14 protein-coding genes are annotated in these 15,058 nt (G+C 49.2%); 8 read left to right on the plus strand and 6 right to left on the minus strand.

What is annotated here, in order from left to right:
- Window positions 1–726 precede the first annotated feature (726 nt).
- From AB0763_RS02705 to argR, 4 genes are all read right to left on the minus strand, one after another.
- Entirely contained in the window at window positions 727–1,164 is a 438-nt protein-coding gene (locus AB0763_RS02705) for a universal stress protein (RefSeq protein WP_306101018.1), read from the minus strand.
- Window positions 1,165–1,300: 136 nt separating this feature from the next.
- On the minus strand, window positions 1,301–3,886 hold the full coding sequence (locus AB0763_RS02710) for a TRAP transporter permease (protein ID WP_306101019.1): 2,586 nt from the start codon (window positions 3,884–3,886) through the stop codon (window positions 1,301–1,303).
- Between the two features lie 197 nt (window positions 3,887–4,083).
- Window positions 4,084–5,052 carry a TAXI family TRAP transporter solute-binding subunit gene (locus tag AB0763_RS02715; RefSeq protein WP_306101020.1) on the minus strand — a complete coding sequence of 323 codons (969 nt, stop codon included), beginning with the start codon at window positions 5,050–5,052 and terminating at the stop codon, window positions 4,084–4,086.
- Between the two features lie 392 nt (window positions 5,053–5,444).
- Window positions 5,445–5,915 (minus strand): transcriptional regulator ArgR, encoded by a 471-nt coding sequence (gene argR, locus AB0763_RS02720; RefSeq protein WP_306101021.1) that lies wholly within the window; start codon window positions 5,913–5,915, stop codon window positions 5,445–5,447.
- Between the two features lie 691 nt (window positions 5,916–6,606).
- Between argR and mdh the strand changes: the two genes are divergently transcribed.
- Both mdh and AB0763_RS02730 read left to right on the plus strand, forming a co-directional pair.
- Complete coding sequence (gene mdh / locus AB0763_RS02725; protein ID WP_306101022.1) at window positions 6,607–7,542, plus strand: malate dehydrogenase; 936 nt, start codon at window positions 6,607–6,609, stop codon at window positions 7,540–7,542.
- An 833-nt stretch (window positions 7,543–8,375) separates the two neighbouring features.
- Window positions 8,376–8,672 (plus strand): hypothetical protein, encoded by a 297-nt coding sequence (locus tag AB0763_RS02730; RefSeq protein ID WP_306101023.1) that lies wholly within the window; start codon window positions 8,376–8,378, stop codon window positions 8,670–8,672.
- A gap of 199 nt (window positions 8,673–8,871) precedes the next feature.
- Here AB0763_RS02730 and ispB read toward each other — a convergent pair whose 3' ends face one another.
- Window positions 8,872–9,843: an octaprenyl diphosphate synthase gene (ispB, locus tag AB0763_RS02735; RefSeq protein WP_306101242.1), complete on the minus strand. Its 972-nt coding sequence runs from the start codon at window positions 9,841–9,843 to the stop codon at window positions 8,872–8,874.
- 274 nt (window positions 9,844–10,117) lie between these two features.
- Here ispB and rplU point away from each other — a divergent pair, with 274 nt between their 5' ends.
- The 6 genes from rplU to folA all read left to right on the plus strand — a co-directional run bounded on the left by rplU (window position 10,118) and on the right by folA (window position 14,169).
- Window positions 10,118–10,429, plus strand: a complete 312-nt coding sequence (gene rplU / locus AB0763_RS02740; RefSeq protein WP_306101024.1) for a 50S ribosomal protein L21 — start codon at window positions 10,118–10,120, stop codon at window positions 10,427–10,429.
- Window positions 10,430–10,448: 19 nt separating this feature from the next.
- Window positions 10,449–10,706 carry a 50S ribosomal protein L27 gene (gene rpmA / locus AB0763_RS02745; protein WP_007467532.1) on the plus strand — a complete coding sequence of 86 codons (258 nt, stop codon included), beginning with the start codon at window positions 10,449–10,451 and terminating at the stop codon, window positions 10,704–10,706.
- Window positions 10,707–11,048: 342 nt separating this feature from the next.
- On the plus strand, window positions 11,049–12,221 hold the full coding sequence (gene cgtA / locus AB0763_RS02750) for an Obg family GTPase CgtA (RefSeq protein ID WP_306101025.1): 1,173 nt from the start codon (window positions 11,049–11,051) through the stop codon (window positions 12,219–12,221).
- A 172-nt stretch (window positions 12,222–12,393) separates the two neighbouring features.
- Entirely contained in the window at window positions 12,394–13,161 is a 768-nt protein-coding gene (locus AB0763_RS02755) for a threonine/serine exporter family protein (protein ID WP_306101026.1), read from the plus strand.
- 7 nt (window positions 13,162–13,168) lie between these two features.
- The gene (locus tag AB0763_RS02760) at window positions 13,169–13,633 is read left to right on the plus strand and encodes a threonine/serine exporter family protein (RefSeq protein ID WP_306101027.1); all 465 of its coding nucleotides are present in this window, start codon (window positions 13,169–13,171) and stop codon (window positions 13,631–13,633) included.
- A 35-nt stretch (window positions 13,634–13,668) separates the two neighbouring features.
- Window positions 13,669–14,169 (plus strand): type 3 dihydrofolate reductase, encoded by a 501-nt coding sequence (gene folA / locus AB0763_RS02765; protein ID WP_306101028.1) that lies wholly within the window; start codon window positions 13,669–13,671, stop codon window positions 14,167–14,169.
- A 57-nt stretch (window positions 14,170–14,226) separates the two neighbouring features.
- Here the strand turns inward: folA and AB0763_RS02770 are convergent, their stop codons facing one another.
- The gene (locus AB0763_RS02770; RefSeq protein ID WP_306101029.1) at window positions 14,227–15,036 is read right to left on the minus strand and encodes a symmetrical bis(5'-nucleosyl)-tetraphosphatase; all 810 of its coding nucleotides are present in this window, start codon (window positions 15,034–15,036) and stop codon (window positions 14,227–14,229) included.
- Between the last annotated feature and the right edge of the window lie 22 nt (window positions 15,037–15,058).

The raw sequence follows: 15,058 nt of genomic DNA on the forward strand, positions 1-15,058 counted from the left end.
GTTTAAAGAAAGGTCGCTGCGCTTCAAGATCGTTTTACTGCAAGATCGCTTCGCTCCAAGGACGCTGCGCTCAAGTGGCAAGAAAGGTCAAAACCAGACTATTTCTTCTCGTTCCCATGTTCCTGCGTGGGAACGCATAGGGTTGAGACAAGAGTAACATCTGCGGTATTTGCTCTAAGCCGCAGCGATGTTTTCAGGACCTATATTTGCAAAACAGTCATCAATGTTTACGTCATTAAATATATGGGTGTCCTGTCGTCGGTAGTCGTTTTCTAACTCAAACGGGGTCGGATTTGCGAGATAGATTGACTGACCTTGTGCTCGGTGTTGTGCGGATCCGACCCCTAGAAGTGATGAGCTTAATGGCTAAGAATCACTGTTGAGGTAAAGTGAAAGACAGTGAAACATTCAAGGTCGCTACGCTTCAAGTGGCAAGAAAGGTCAAAACCGAGCGGTTTGGGTTTTAAGTCTTTTTCTTGCCACTTGCTACTTGTCTTCACTATTTGAACAAACATTCAGGGGTCGGATCCACAAGAGTACAACGCCGGTGGCGAGTACGGCGATCCAGCGAATCCGACCCCAAGTGATCATGCGCTTTCACTGTTCTTTACTGTGCTTCACTGTGTCACACTGTCTTATACTATTCTTCCTTAGGGGCTTTCTTGCTACTTGGAGCGAAGCGATCTTGTCCCTGTGTTTCACTGTCTTGCACTTAAGGTCGGGGCGTTAGCCCTGCGGCTTAACCACCATCACGTGGACCGGGGAGTGATCGACGACTTGAGAAGCCACTGAGCCCAACACCACTCGATTGATCGCATTGCGTTTGTGGCTGGGCATCACAATTAAATCTGCGCCCAATTTATACGCGTATTCAACGATAGTAGTGTGCACTTTGCCGCGTCTGACATACGTGTGGTACACCACGTCATCATCAATGTTTTGGGCGGCAAAGCTGCACAGGTGATCGTTTAAGTCACGGGCCATTTTTTCTTCTGCCTCCTTGGGAAAGTAAGAGGCGACCATGGGCATGTGAACCGCGGGCATCACGGTGAGTAAATGCAGCTCGGCGTGAGATTGCTTAGCGAGCCACACCGCTTGTTGGACCGCTTTATCGGCAAAGCCTTCTTCGTTGAGATCAACGGGAACGAGAATGTGTTTATACATAGTTTTTACCACTTTGGTATGACCCTAGACAATGCCTAACCAAGATAAGTGAGGCGGTCGCCGTCTTGGTTAGGCGCAATAAAAAACGCCCCGTAGTGGGGCGTTGATAAGCGAGTGACGTGTGTTAACTCGTCAATTAAGCTAGGCGTTTTTGTCGGCGGCGCTGAAGTGTTGCCATTGCAATCACGATTAAGATACAAGGCACAAAGACCCATTCTTTCATCGGACGCGGGTTTTCAACAATGACCGCTTCGATTTCCCAATCAAAATCGACGCCAGCTTGTTCGGCTGGGCTGCCAAATTCAACCAGGTCAACGATTAGCTTACCTTGATCTTCACGAGTGGTTAGACCCATAGAAGACAAGCGCTCTTCCCCTGTCGTGGCACGATCATCAAACGGCAAGCTAACAATTTTGTCGACTTGTTCGCCTTCTAATGTCATGCCGGCAACGCGAATTTCAAGCGATTGTCCCACAGGTAATTGCTCCACAATTTGAGCTGCCTCAATTCCGGGTGAGATTTTTGTCGGTTCGTAGATCATGTCCCACCAAAAACCTGGGCGGAAGAACGAGAAGGTCAACACCAACAGTAGAGCGGTTTCCCACCATTTGTTTTTGGTAAACCACCAACCTTGTGTCGCGGCAGAGAACAGTAACATGGCGGTAACGGCAGAGAAGATGGTCAGGGCAAGGTGCCACCAAGAATCCACACCAATCAACAACAATTGTGTGTTGAAGATAAACATAAACGGCAAAATGGCGGTACGAATGTCGTAGGTAAAGCCTTGAATACCGGTTTTGATTGGGTCAGATTTGGCAATTGCGGCAGCAGCAAACGCCGCCAAGCCAACCGGTGGGGTGTCATCGGCCAAAATACCAAAGTAGAACACAAACAAGTGTACGGCAATCAATGGGATGATCAGGCCACTTTGCGCACCTAAGGTGACGATAACCGGTGCCATTAGGGTCGACACCACGATGTAGTTGGCGGTGGTCGGCAAGCCCATACCGAGGATCAAACTGATCACGGCGGTGAACAGCAGCATCAAAATGATGTTACCCCCAGAGATGAACTCGACAAAGTCGGTCATCACCAGGCCAATACCGGTCAAGGTGACCACGCCGACAACGGTACCTGCAGCGGCTGTTGCCACGCCGATACCAATCATGTTACGCGCGCCATTGACCAAGCTTTCACTCAGATCGTCAATGCCTTGGCGAATCGAGCCTTTGACATCGCTCTCACCGTTAAACAGCGCCATTAGAGGGCGTTGGGTCAACAAGATAAAGATCATAAAGACCGTTGCCCAAAACGCGGACAAGCCCGGAGAGAAACGCTCAACCGTTAAACACCAAACTAGAACCACAATCGGCAATAAGAAATGCAAGCCCGATTTGACCGTTGGGCCGACATCAGGGACCTCGGTGAGGTTTTCGTCGATTTCAGTGGCCCCTTCTTTTTGGTAACGCGCTGAAATGCGAACCAGGGCGGCGTAAACGGCGACCAAGGCAATAGCCATGATTGGGGTTGCTGCTGCGCCAAACGCCTGTTTGGTCCAACCGACACCGTAATAAACGGCGGCGCTGATCGCACAGAGGCCCAGTAGGGTGAAGATAAACGACAACAAGCTTTGTGCCAGAGTGACCGTGCGGCGGCGCGGCAAGCCGTTCATGCCAGCTTTACAAGCCTCAAGGTGAACGATGTAAATCAAGGCCACGTAAGAAATCAGCGCCGGTAAAATCGCGGCTTTGATGACTTCAACGTAAGAAATTCCCACGTACTCGACCATAAGGAAAGCCGCGGCCCCCATGATGGGCGGAGTGAGCTGACCATTGGTCGACGCTGCCACTTCTACAGCGCCCGCTTTGGTACCCGGGAAACCCACGCGTTTCATCAGCGGAATGGTAAAGGTGCCTGTGGTGACCACGTTGGCGATGGATGATCCAGAGACCAATCCCGATAAACCCGATGCGACCACCGCGGCTTTCGCAGGACCACCACGCATGTGACCAAGCAGTGAAAAGGCCACTTTAATAAAGTAGGCGCCAGCACCGGCACGTTCTAGCATTGCGCCAAATAAAACGAACAGAAAAACGAACGACGTCGATACGCCTAATGCAACCCCAAAGACCCCTTCGGTGGTAAGCCACAGGTGAGACATGGCTTTGTTAAGGCTAGCGCCCTTGTGAGCAATGACGTCAGGCATGTGAGGGCCAGCAAAGGTGTAGAGCAAAAAGACCGCGGCCACACACATCAAAGGTGGACCGAGCGCGCGACGCGTGGCTTCAAGCAGCAGAACCATCCCCGTTACCGCCGCAACGATGTCGAATTGGGTTGGGGCGCCAGAGCGGTCGGCCAGTTCGTTGTAAAAAATGTAAATATACGCGGCGGCAAAACTGCCGGCCAGTGCCAAGAGCCAATCGATGGCTGGGATGGTGTCTCGCGGTGAACGTTTGAAAGCGGGGTAGGCGGTAAAAGCCAAGAAAATGGCAAACATCAGGTGGATAGACCGTGCTTGCGTGTCGTTGAGCACACCAAAATCAAAAATGAATGGCAGAGGAGAAGCGTACCACAGTTGGAATAGTGACCAGCACAACGGTACGAACCACAAAATTCGCCCTTGTATTCCGCCCGGATGGCGAGCCCCTGTATCAGCCTGAGCGACCATGTCTTGGACATCGTCCGCTGGCGTCAATTGTGACGGAGAATTTTTCGTCGTCATGGAGGTGTATCCTTAACAATCCTTGTGCTTTCTCGGTATTGAACTGTTTTGTGCTCCTTGATAGAAAAACCGTGTTTAAGGGACAAAAAAGAGAAAGCGTGAAATTACAAACCCACTCAGTGATAAGTGGGTCATAGTGTACATTGCTGTACGATAGGGTGCTCGACGAGAAGGCGGGCTTCTCGTCGGCGAGTGGTTTATTTCATTAAACCAATTTCTTTATAGTACTTCACGGCACCTGGATGAAGAGGAATGGATAGACCGTCTTTGATCATATCTTCTTTCTTCAAGTTAGCGAATGCAGGGTGCAAACGCTTAAAGGTGTCGAAGTTTTCAAATACGGATTTTACTACGTTGTACACCACGTCTTCAGAAACATCGGTCGTGCTCACCATAGTAGCGGCAACACCGAAGCTATGAACGTCTTGCTCTGTACCGCGGTAAGTGCCAGCCGGTACATTGGTCGTCGTGTAGTATGGGTGATCCGCCACGATTTTTTCAATTTGTGGGCCAGTGGCAGGAACCAGTTTGGCATCACAAGAAGTGGTGGCTTCTTTGATTGAACCGTTTGGATGACCAACTACGTAGATGAACGCATCGATTTTGTTATCGCACAACGCTTGTGAACGCTCAGAACCTTTTAGTTCAGACGCGAGTTTAAAGCTGTCGTTGGTCCAACCCATGGCATCCATGACCACACCCATGGTCGCGCGGTCACCCGAGCCTGGGTTACCGATGTTGACGCGCTTGCCTGCAAGGTCAGAGACGTTATCGATACCAGCGTCTTTACGAGCGATGATGTTGAACGGTTCGGTGTGCAAAGAGAATACCGCGCGTAGCTTCTTGTAAGGGCCTTGTTCAGCAAATTTGCTGGTGCCGTTATAACCGTGATATTGCCAGTCAGATTGAACAATACCAAAGTCGAGCTCGCCGGCGCGAATGGTGTTGACGTTGTAAATAGAACCACCCGTTGATTCAACAGAACAACGCACGTTGTGATCTTTACGACCGGCATTGACCAGTTTACAAATCGCACCACCTGTTGGGTAGTAAACGCCGGTTACTGAGCCAGTACCAATGGTGACGAAGTCCTGTGCTTGAACAGAACCCATAGTCATGGTCGCTGCGGCAATCGCACTTGCCGTGATCAATTTTTTAAATGCCATAAACTTCCCTTCCTTAATAATCGTTATCTCGAAACAATGTGCACTGCTAAGAGGTCTCCTTGCTGGAAACGGCATGTTTCTACTATCAATCATTGATAAGAAACTCGGCTGAATCATACCAAAAGAATTGGTATAAAATGATACAGTCAGTGCTAATAATAGTGATAAAAACTAGCTCAGGAAGGAACGATTTAGACGAAAAAGGGAAGTTTTTATTTAAATTTCAATTTGTTATCTTGTTTTGGGGGCTTTTGCCATAAAAACTAAAAATGTGATTTGAGTCACTATTTCGTTTTATCAATAACTTAGACGATAGGCGAGTTTTGCACAAACCGTGTGCAAAACCCACTGTGATAAATGCATTTAATTGCATGAATAATGCCTAAGCATGACTAGCCGTGATAATCGAACAACTCACTGACAGAGCGGCATAATGCTTTGGTGGTGATAGACAATGTGGGGGTAATAAAGATGGTGTCATCGCCTGCAACTACCCCGAGAATCCCTTCTGATTTGCCCAGTGAATCGAGCAGTCGCGCGATCAATTGTGCGGCGCCAGGGCCGGTGTGAATGACAACCAGCGCTTGGTTGTAGTCGATGTCGAGCACCAATTCTCTCAGTGAACTGCTCACCGTGGGCACGCCAAGTTCGGCGGGCAGACAATAAACCATCTCCATTTTCGCATTTCGAGTGCGAACCGCGCCAAATTTGGTTAACATGCGTGACACTTTTGACTGGTTAATGCTTTCAAAACCTTCAAGTTTTAGTGCATCGACGATCTCGCTTTGCGAGCCAAATCGCTCTTCTTTTAGCAGGGCTTTAAAGGAGCGAATAAGTTGATCTTGTTTATCTGAATTACGCATAGCAAAAGGGACTCAAGGCTTAAGTAATAATTTCATTTTCGCATATTTATTCACTTTTTCCAAAATTTAGCAATGAATAATTGCTAAAATGAGTCATTTTGCGTCGATATCCGCGCAATCTTATGCACAATAACAGGCTTGAGAGCAAGGCAAAGTACCGCTTTGGTCGACCAGAAAACGAGTCGAAACACATTTTGGGTAATAAACTGACGGTATAAAGTGCATTAGCTCTCAAAGTTGCACATGCTTATTTGTAATCCCACTGCGCTTTGGTTAGCGTGAGCGGTGAGCTGCTGATAAAAGCAGCGTTTGATAACAAATAGTGCATTGCCATTGAGTTTGCCTCGTGCTGGTTTGGGCGTGTTTCGTGTCGGTAGCAAAGCGTTGCCCGTTTTTTGCTCGGTTGCAGGCTTTACGCGCACTCGATGAAATCTACGCCGTATTTTTCGTGCGGTTTTGCCGTATCAAGCGAGACATGCAATGCGGTTATTTGCGACATCAATGCGCGATAACCAATGACAACCCGACTTTTTATGCCCAACCCGTTGACCGACTCAGCGTCGTTGACGGATTCAGCGTACAAACACGTTTTTATAGTTTGAGTCTTTGAGTGACCTGCGCTAATGGCGTCACTTTTTGACACGCTTATTTGATATCAACCATGATAATTAGCCTCTCTAGGAGATGAAACATGAAAGTTGCTGTAATTGGTGCCGCAGGTGGCATCGGTCAAGCTCTTGCCTTACTACTGAAAAATCAACTGCCAGCGGGAACGGATTTGGCTTTGTATGACATTGCCCCGGTCACCCCTGGTGTCGCCGCTGATTTGAGCCACATTCCGACTCCGGTATCGATCAAAGGGTATTGCGGTGAAGACCCAACCCCTGCGTTAGAAGGGGCAGATGTGGTGTTGATCTCTGCCGGTGTCGCGCGCAAACCGGGTATGGACCGCTCGGATCTATTCAACGTCAACGCGGGTATCGTTAAGTCATTAACTGAAAAATTCGCGGCCGTATGTCCGAATGCTTGCTTGGGCATTATCACTAACCCCGTAAATACCACGGTCGCGATTGCAGCAGAAGTGCTGAAAAAAGCCGGGGTTTATGACAAGCGCCGCCTATTTGGCGTGACCACACTTGATGTGATCCGCGCAGAAACCTTTGTTGCTGAACTAAAAGGCTTGTCACCAACTCAGGTGTCGGTACCCGTGATTGGCGGCCACTCTGGCGTGACCATTTTGCCTTTGTTGTCTCAAGTTGAGGGCGTGAGCTTTAGCGACGAAGAGACTGCAGCGTTAACGCATCGCATTCAAAACGCCGGTACCGAAGTGGTCGAAGCCAAAGCCGGTGGCGGCAGTGCAACCCTTTCTATGGGCCAAGCGGCGTGTCGATTTGGCTTATCACTGGTCAAAGCCTTGCAAGGTGAGTCCTCGGTGATTGAGTGTGCTTATGTCGAAGGCGATGGCACACACGCGCCTTTCTTTGCTCAACCAGTTAAATTGGGTAAAGACGGTGTTGAAACCATTTTACCTTACGGCAACTTGAGTGATTTCGAGCAACAGGCGCTCGACAGCATGTTAGAAACGCTTAACAAAGACATTGCTTTAGGTGTTGAATTCGCCAATTAAGGGCGAGGGCCGACCAGTGGCGTTCACCGCTGTTGCGCCTTCAACGCGATAAAATTCATATCTCGCGGCGACGTGCCGCGAGATTGGATACCAAGTCAAACCGACGACGGAGGGGTGCCTGAGTCGGTTTTTTTATGTCTTCCGCTACTTCATGCTGTGCTTCACTTTCCCATACCGTGCTTCACTGTCTCATACTGTATTTCACTGTCCCACACTGTGTTTCGCTGTCTTCCACGACCATTATTGTCTCATTGTTGAGCCACTGCTTTGATATTGATCATTTTTTCATACGCTGTATTTACACGATTCATCGGATGGGTAAGATTATTGAGTTGGCGTTTTTTTAGACAAACGCTAAAGATTTACTGACAAACGGTTGAATGGGGTTTTTTAGCATGGTTGCCATGAGATTGAGCTTTGGTGTTCTCTTGAGTTAGATGGGAATGGGCTATCAATTTGCCGCTTAGCAAGGCAGTCCATTTAAGGGAGAATCAAAGAGGTGGTATGCCGTGATATGGGCCTAAAGCCCGCTTACGATGGCGCCGGGGATTCTCGGTATGGATTAGCGGTATGGATTCGCGCCATGAGTAAGAGCATAACCGGTTGTCGCGCGAACTTTTTCACTCAATTATCGTATTAAAGGGCGAGTGACCCATTGCGACAACCTACGATTGTCTCTGGTGTGAGGTCAAAGCAGGCGACCGATGGCGTAACGCAACGGTTGAGTGTCTTTAGGCCGTCACCGTGATGATCGGCTAACCCAGAAATAACGGTATCGTCAGTGATACAAGCACAACAAAGTGCGATGACTTTCCGATACGAGGAGTGTGACGATGAATAAAGCTCAATTACAACCAGGCGTACACGTGTTTTGCCCGGCGGGGTTTGGTTTGATCCAAAATGTGGCCGATCCAAGCGATCCTCGCGGTGATGTTCAAGTCCTGATCATGAGTGATCAAGCGCCATTTGCGATGATGTTGCCTGCTGATCAGGTGTTGATCTGCCAAGACGATCACGATCATCACAGCGTCGACATCGACGCATTGGCCGCCGATGAGGCGTCGTCTTCGTCATTACCAGACCAGTCGCCACATTCAAGCCCAGAACGCATCATCTTGGCGGTGTCGTGAGCTGCCATTGCGCATTTAAAATATTGCGCATTTAAGATCAAGCACCTTAATCTCTGTGCGGAAAGGGTTCGCTGCTCGCCAACCAGAGCGCGCTGAGACGGCGAAATAAGCGTGGTCTCAGCGGCGATATACCTTGGTCAGCGATATACCTTGGTCTTAGCAGCCTTATGGCGTCGTGATAAGCGAGAGTAACCCTGTGTTAGCTGCTGCGCTCAACCGACATGTGCGCTAAGGCAATCAGCGCTTGTTTGTAGTCAGACTCTGGCAAAATGTCGAGTTCGGCAATGGCTTTTTTGGCTTCGAGTTGGGCGCGATCGCGAGTGTAATCCAAGGCGCCGGTTTGCGCCATTGCCGCCTGAATGTCACTCAGTTTGTCGAGGCCGTTTCCTTGCTCGATCGCTTTGCGGATCATTTGCGCTTGCTGGTCGTTGCCGTGGTGCATCGCGTGCAGCAGTGGCAAAGTCGGTTTGCCTTCGGCGAGATCGTCGCCGACGTTTTTGCCCATTGCCTCGCCATCGGCGTCGTAATCCATCACGTCATCGATCAATTGAAACGCGGTGCCTAAATACTTGCCGTAGTTTTGCAGCGCGAGTTCGACCTCGGGTGAGGCTTGGTTGAGAATGGCGCCGATTTGCGTCGCCGCTTCAAACAAACGCGCGGTTTTAGAGTAGATCACCTGCATGTAACTGGCTTCGGTGGTATTGGGATCGTTGCAGTTCATCAGCTGCAACACTTCACCTTCAGCAATCACATTAACCGCTTCACTCATCAATCGTAAGATCTTCATCGACTCGAGCTCGGTCATCATTTGGAACGCGCGAGTGTAGATAAAATCGCCGACCAACACGCTGGCGGCATTGCCAAAGGCCGCGTTGGCGGTTGCTTTGCCACGGCGCATGTCCGATTCGTCGACCACGTCATCGTGCAGTAATGTCGCCGTGTGAATGAATTCAATAAACGCCGCGGCGGTGATGTGGTGCTCTCCCTGATAACCCAGTGCTTTGGCGGAGAGAACCGCTAACAATGGGCGAAGTCGTTTGCCGCCGCCACTCACAATGTAAAAGCCCAATTGATTGATTAAACTCACATCAGAATTTAATTGGGCTTGAATGGTTTTATTCACTTTTGCCATGTCGTCGGCAGTCAGTGATTGGATAGTAGTAAAATCCATCATACGTCCAGCTAGAAGTTAGACCCTGCAAGGCTTATCTGTTTGTCTTATCGGTGAATCATACACGAAAATGGATTGATTAATACCTTCCATAAAGGCATGATTGTGACACTTTTTAGCGGCGATTAGCTTTTCGCCAATTTTTTTCAATTAGCCCTTGTCATCCTGCCGGCTTTGACGTAGAATCTGCGCCCTATTGATGATTAGTTTAGCGCACACCCTCATTGCACAAATAATACGCAAATATGGCTGTGCGGAAAAAGCGGAGTAAAATATGTACGCTGTTTTCCAATCTGGTGGTAAACAACACCGTGTAAGCGAAGGTCAAACTCTTCGTTTAGAGAAATTAGACGTTGAAACTGGTTCAACAGTTGAATTTGATAAAGTTCTTCTTGTTGCAAACGGTGAAGACATTAAAGTTGGTGCTCCTCTAGTAGAGGGCGGTAAAGTAACTGCTGAAGTAGTACAACACGGTCGTGGCGATAAAGTTAAAATCGTTAAGTTCCGTCGTCGTAAGCACTCTCGTAAGCAGCAAGGTCACCGTCAGTGGTTCACGGAAGTGAAAATCACTGGTATTAACGCTTAATCTATAGGAGAGTTTAACAATGGCACATAAAAAAGCTGGTGGTTCTACTCGTAACGGTCGCGATTCAGAAAGCAAACGCCTAGGTGTTAAGCGTTTTGGTGGCGAATCTGTTCTAGCGGGCAACATCATTGTTCGTCAACGTGGTACTAAATTCCACGCGGGCAACAACGTTGGCCTAGGTAAAGACCACACTCTATTCGCTCTTTCTGACGGTAAAGTTAAGTTTGAAGTGAAAGGTCCTAAGAACCGTAAGTTTGTTAGCATCGAAGCTGAGTAATTATTACTAAGTTTTAAGCTAGTAGATTCAAAAGCCCTGCCAAACATGGTGGGGTTTTTTTTTCGTCAGTTGACAGTCTAGCAGGTCATAATAGCAACCTGATTAACGCTGTGGTCGATAGAGATGATCACCGAGTTAGTGAGCGTCTTATTGGGGCTACGGGTCTGTCAATTGTATTGTCGCGAACCTTGTGTGACATTCACACAATGGCGCGTTTAACGCTATAATAGCGACAATCAAGCCACGTTATAGCCGCAGAGTCGGCTGTGATCACAACGTGGAAAGTGAATCTCTCTGCCCAACGTGATGGGGCAGACACTCGCGAAGTAGTCGGAGTCAAAGATGAAGTTCGTTGATGAAGCGATAATTAAAGTACAAGCTGGTGATGGCGGTAATGGCGTCGTCAGTTTTTGGCGCGAAAAATTCGTCGCCAAAGGTGGCCCTGATGGGGGCGATGGCGGTGATGGTGGTGATGTCTATATCGAAGCCGATGAAAACCTCAATACCTTGATCGATTACCGTTTTCAGCGTTTTTACGACGGTGGTCGCGGCGAAAATGGCCGTGGCGGTAACTGTACTGGTAAACGCGGTCAGGACAAGGTTTTACGCGTTCCTGTCGGGACTCGTGCCGTGGATATCCACACCAATGAGATCGTCGGTGAAGTGGCTGAACACGGCAAAAAAGTCATGGTCGCCAAAGGGGGCTGGCACGGTTTGGGCAATACGCGCTTCAAGTCGTCAGTGAACCGTGCGCCGCGCCAAAAGACCATGGGGACCAAAGGCGAAGTACGCGAATTGCGTTTAGAGCTGTTGTTGCTCGCCGATGTGGGTATGCTGGGCTTGCCTAATGCGGGTAAATCGACCTTTATTCGTTCAGTGTCTGCGGCTAAGCCAAAAGTGGCGGATTATCCGTTTACGACCTTGATCCCAAGCTTAGGCGTGGTCAGCGTGGTACCGGAAAAGAGCTTTGTGGTGGCGGATATTCCTGGCTTGATCGAAGGCGCTGCCGATGGTGCTGGCTTGGGTATTCGCTTCTTGAAGCACCTTGAGCGTTGTCGCGTGCTTTTACATATGATCGACATCATGCCGATCGATCAAAGCGATCCGGCGCAAAATGCGTTGACCATTATTGATGAGCTTGAGCAGTACAGTGAAAAATTGGCCAATAAACCCCGCTGGTTGGTGTTTAACAAGGTCGATTTGATGCCGGAAGACGAAGTGGACGCGAAGATCCAAGAGATCCTAGAAGCGTTGGCGTGGGAAGGCGATTACTACAAGATCTCGGCGGTTAACAAGCAAGGTACGCAAGAGCTTTGCTACAAATTAGCCGACTTTATGGAGCAAATGCCGCGCGAGAGCGAGGAGCAGAGCGAAGAAGAGAAAGTCGACTTCATGTGGGACGATTACCACAAAGACGCCATGTCTGGTAACAATGTCATCACCGAAGACGATGACGATTGGGATGATTGGGACGACGAAGAAGACGATGGTCACGTTATATACGTTCGTGATTAATCATCGGCTTGTGATCGCATCCGAGTAACCTTATATTGATTAGCCGCAAGCTTAGGTTTGCGGCTTTTTTTTATAGTTAAATCGCGACATCATGAGACAGGGAAAGGCCGTGTTGCTATGCTATTGTGTTTCCCTCTTTTGGCTTAGTTAAGATAATAAGGTAATCATCAACATGTTTAGCAAGCAGCGAGCCATTTCTCGTTTGATTGCCCAAGCGGGGCAGAGGTTACTTGCTCATGGGGCAGAGAGTACCCTGGTCAGTGATATTATGCGTCGTATGGGCGCGGCATGTGGCATTGAGGATGTTGAAATTGCTTTGTCTGCCAATGCCTTAGTCGTGACGACTCGCATTGATGATCACTGTGTGACCACGACGAGAAGCTGTGCCGATCGCGGGATCAACATGCGTGTCGTGACTCAGATCCAACGCATCTGTATTATGATGGAAAAACAGCTTCTCGATCACGAGATGGCGCAGAAAAAGCTCAATGAGATCAGCCCTGAGCGTTACAATCGCTGGCTCGTTCTTGTCATGATCGGGGCATCTTGTGCTTGCTTTAGTCGTTTGGCAGGGGGAGATTGGCCAGTGTTTGCCATGACCTTTATCGCCTCGGCTGCCGGCATGTACGTCAGACAAGAAATTGCCCATCGTCACTTTAACCCCTTACTCAACTTTGCCATCACGGCGTTTGTTACCACCTTGGTATCCGCGCAGGCGGTGATGCTGGACATTGGCAATCAACCGACCATAGTGATGGCCTCATCGGTGTTGATGCTGGTGCCGGGTTTTCCCTTAATTAACGCGGTGGCTGATATGCTAAAAGGTCACATTAATATGGGCATCGCTCGTTTCGTTATGGCCACTTTACTGACCTTAGCCACCAGTTTGGGCATTGTTGGTGCGATGAGTTTAACCGGTGTGTGGAGTTGGATGGGGTAAAAACACGATGGAATTATTGTTAGGATTACTCAATGATATGGTGTTTGCCGCGGTGCCTGCGGTAGGCTTTGCCATGGTGTTTAACGTACCGCTGCAGGCGCTGAAGTTGTGCGCCATTGGCGGTGCACTTGGCCACGGTACGCGTTATGTGTTAATGAATACCGGGATCCCGATCGAGTGGGCCACCTTTTTTGCCGCTACCTTGGTGAGCCTACTGGGCGTTTATTGGTCTCAACGACTTTTGGCCCACCCCAAGGTGGTGACGGTCGCGGCTTTGATACCGATGTTTCCCGGTGTGTTTGCTTTTAAAGCCATGATCGCTTTAGTGGAAATCAATCGCGCGGGCTATACGCCAGAGCTGATGGCGATAGGCATGGAGAACTTTATTAAGGCCATGTTTATTATCGCGGGCTTGGCGATAGGGTTGGCGGTGCCTGGGCTGCTGTTTTACCGCCGTAAACCGATTGTATAGTTCGACATCAACCCCTCGGAAGTTTAGGATAAATAATGAAAATCAGTTTGATCGCCGCAATGGCAAACGATCGCGTTATCGGTCTCGACAACCAGATGCCATGGCATTTACCGGCCGATTTTAAATGGTTTAAATCGCGCACATTAGACAAGCCGATTGTGATGGGGCGCAAAACCTTTGAATCGATTGGCCGGCCGTTACCTGGGCGACGCAACATAGTGATCAGCCGCGACCCACAAAAACAGATCCAAGGGGTAGAAGTCGTGGCTTCAACTCAACAAGCACTTGAGCTGGTTAAAGATGCTGAAGAAGTGATGATCATTGGAGGCGGCACAATTTATCAAGCCTTCTTACCGCTGGCGACCCATTTGTATTTGACGCATGTTGAGGCCAGTGTCGATGGCGATACTTATTTTCCCGATTGGGGCGAAGGTTGGCAGGTGATCGAACAAGATCAACACGACGCCGATGAGCGCAATCAATATGCCATGCGCTTTGAGATCCTATCTCGTACAACGAGTGAGTCATCGCAATAGGGATTCACTCGTAAAGCGCATTAGTTGCCATGTTGAACACCACATGTTGACGGCTTTTTAACCCTCTATGGCGGGCTGCTGATAGAGGGTTTTTGTTTCCCAGTGTAGCAGGGTTAAGCAGTTACCCCACACACAGCCGGTGTCGAGACCGATTTCTTGCTGGCCGTGATGACCTTCGAGCGCCGCCCAGTGGCCAAATAACACCGGTTTGCTTAGCGGTATGCGCTGCGGGTAATCAAACCAGGGCATTAAGGCTTGGTCTGTCAGTTGCTCGGGCGGCAGTTTACACGCCATATCCAAAGCGCCGTTTGTGGTGACAAAGCGCATACGGGTAAAGGCATTTATGATGTAACGATAGCGCTCAATGCCAGTTAATGAAGCCTGCCACTGATCCGGTTGGTCTTGGTACATATGCTCAATGAGCCAAGGCCAATCGTCGCTGCACAGCACTTGTTCGACCTCACGGGCACAGCGCCTAGCGGTGTCTAAATCCCATGCAGGAGAAATGCCGGCGTGGGTCATGACAAACTCGGGGTGTTCTTGTAACAGAGGTTGTTGACGCAGCCAATTGAGTAAACCATCGCGATCATAGGCGTCGAGAATTGGGGCGGTTTTGTCTTTCTTTTTTGCTTTAAACAGGCCAAGGGCGGTGGCGAGCAAATGCAGATCGTGATTGCCCAGCACCGTACGCACACTGTCTTTGATGCTGTAGACGTAGCGCAGCGTTTCCAGCGATTGCGGGCCACGGGCGACGAGATCCCCGGCCAGCCAAAGGGTATCTTGTTGTGGATCAAAATTAACCTGTGCTAATAGGGCGCGAAATTCAGCATAACAGCCTTGAATATCGCCGATAATGTAATTTGCCATAACGTGCTAATGCTTTGCCTTC

The organism is Vibrio sp. HB236076, from assembly GCF_040957575.1.
Taxonomy (GTDB): Bacteria; Pseudomonadota; Gammaproteobacteria; order Enterobacterales; family Vibrionaceae; genus Vibrio.

Bases quoted from the DNA above. Each gene is read 5' to 3' on its own strand.
- rplU (WP_306101024.1), top strand. From the start codon at position 10,118: ATGTACGCTGTTTTCCAATCTGGTGGTAAACAACACCGTGTAAGCGAA.
- AB0763_RS02760 (WP_306101027.1), top strand. From the start codon at position 13,169: ATGGAATTATTGTTAGGATTACTCAATGATATGGTGTTTGCCGCGGTG.
- cgtA (WP_306101025.1), top strand. From the start codon at position 11,049: ATGAAGTTCGTTGATGAAGCGATAATTAAAGTACAAGCTGGTGATGGC.
- rpmA (WP_007467532.1), top strand. From the start codon at position 10,449: ATGGCACATAAAAAAGCTGGTGGTTCTACTCGTAACGGTCGCGATTCA.
- ispB (WP_306101242.1), bottom strand. From the start codon at position 9,843: ATGGATTTTACTACTATCCAATCACTGACTGCCGACGACATGGCAAAA.
- AB0763_RS02770 (WP_306101029.1), bottom strand. From the start codon at position 15,036: ATGGCAAATTACATTATCGGCGATATTCAAGGCTGTTATGCTGAATTT.
- AB0763_RS02715 (WP_306101020.1), bottom strand. From the start codon at position 5,052: ATGGCATTTAAAAAATTGATCACGGCAAGTGCGATTGCCGCAGCGACC.
- mdh (WP_306101022.1), top strand. From the start codon at position 6,607: ATGAAAGTTGCTGTAATTGGTGCCGCAGGTGGCATCGGTCAAGCTCTT.
- argR (WP_306101021.1), bottom strand. From the start codon at position 5,915: ATGCGTAATTCAGATAAACAAGATCAACTTATTCGCTCCTTTAAAGCC.
- AB0763_RS02710 (WP_306101019.1), bottom strand. From the start codon at position 3,886: ATGACGACGAAAAATTCTCCGTCACAATTGACGCCAGCGGACGATGTC.
- AB0763_RS02755 (WP_306101026.1), top strand. From the start codon at position 12,394: ATGTTTAGCAAGCAGCGAGCCATTTCTCGTTTGATTGCCCAAGCGGGG.
- AB0763_RS02730 (WP_306101023.1), top strand. From the start codon at position 8,376: ATGAATAAAGCTCAATTACAACCAGGCGTACACGTGTTTTGCCCGGCG.
- AB0763_RS02705 (WP_306101018.1), bottom strand. From the start codon at position 1,164: ATGTATAAACACATTCTCGTTCCCGTTGATCTCAACGAAGAAGGCTTT.
- folA (WP_306101028.1), top strand. From the start codon at position 13,669: ATGAAAATCAGTTTGATCGCCGCAATGGCAAACGATCGCGTTATCGGT.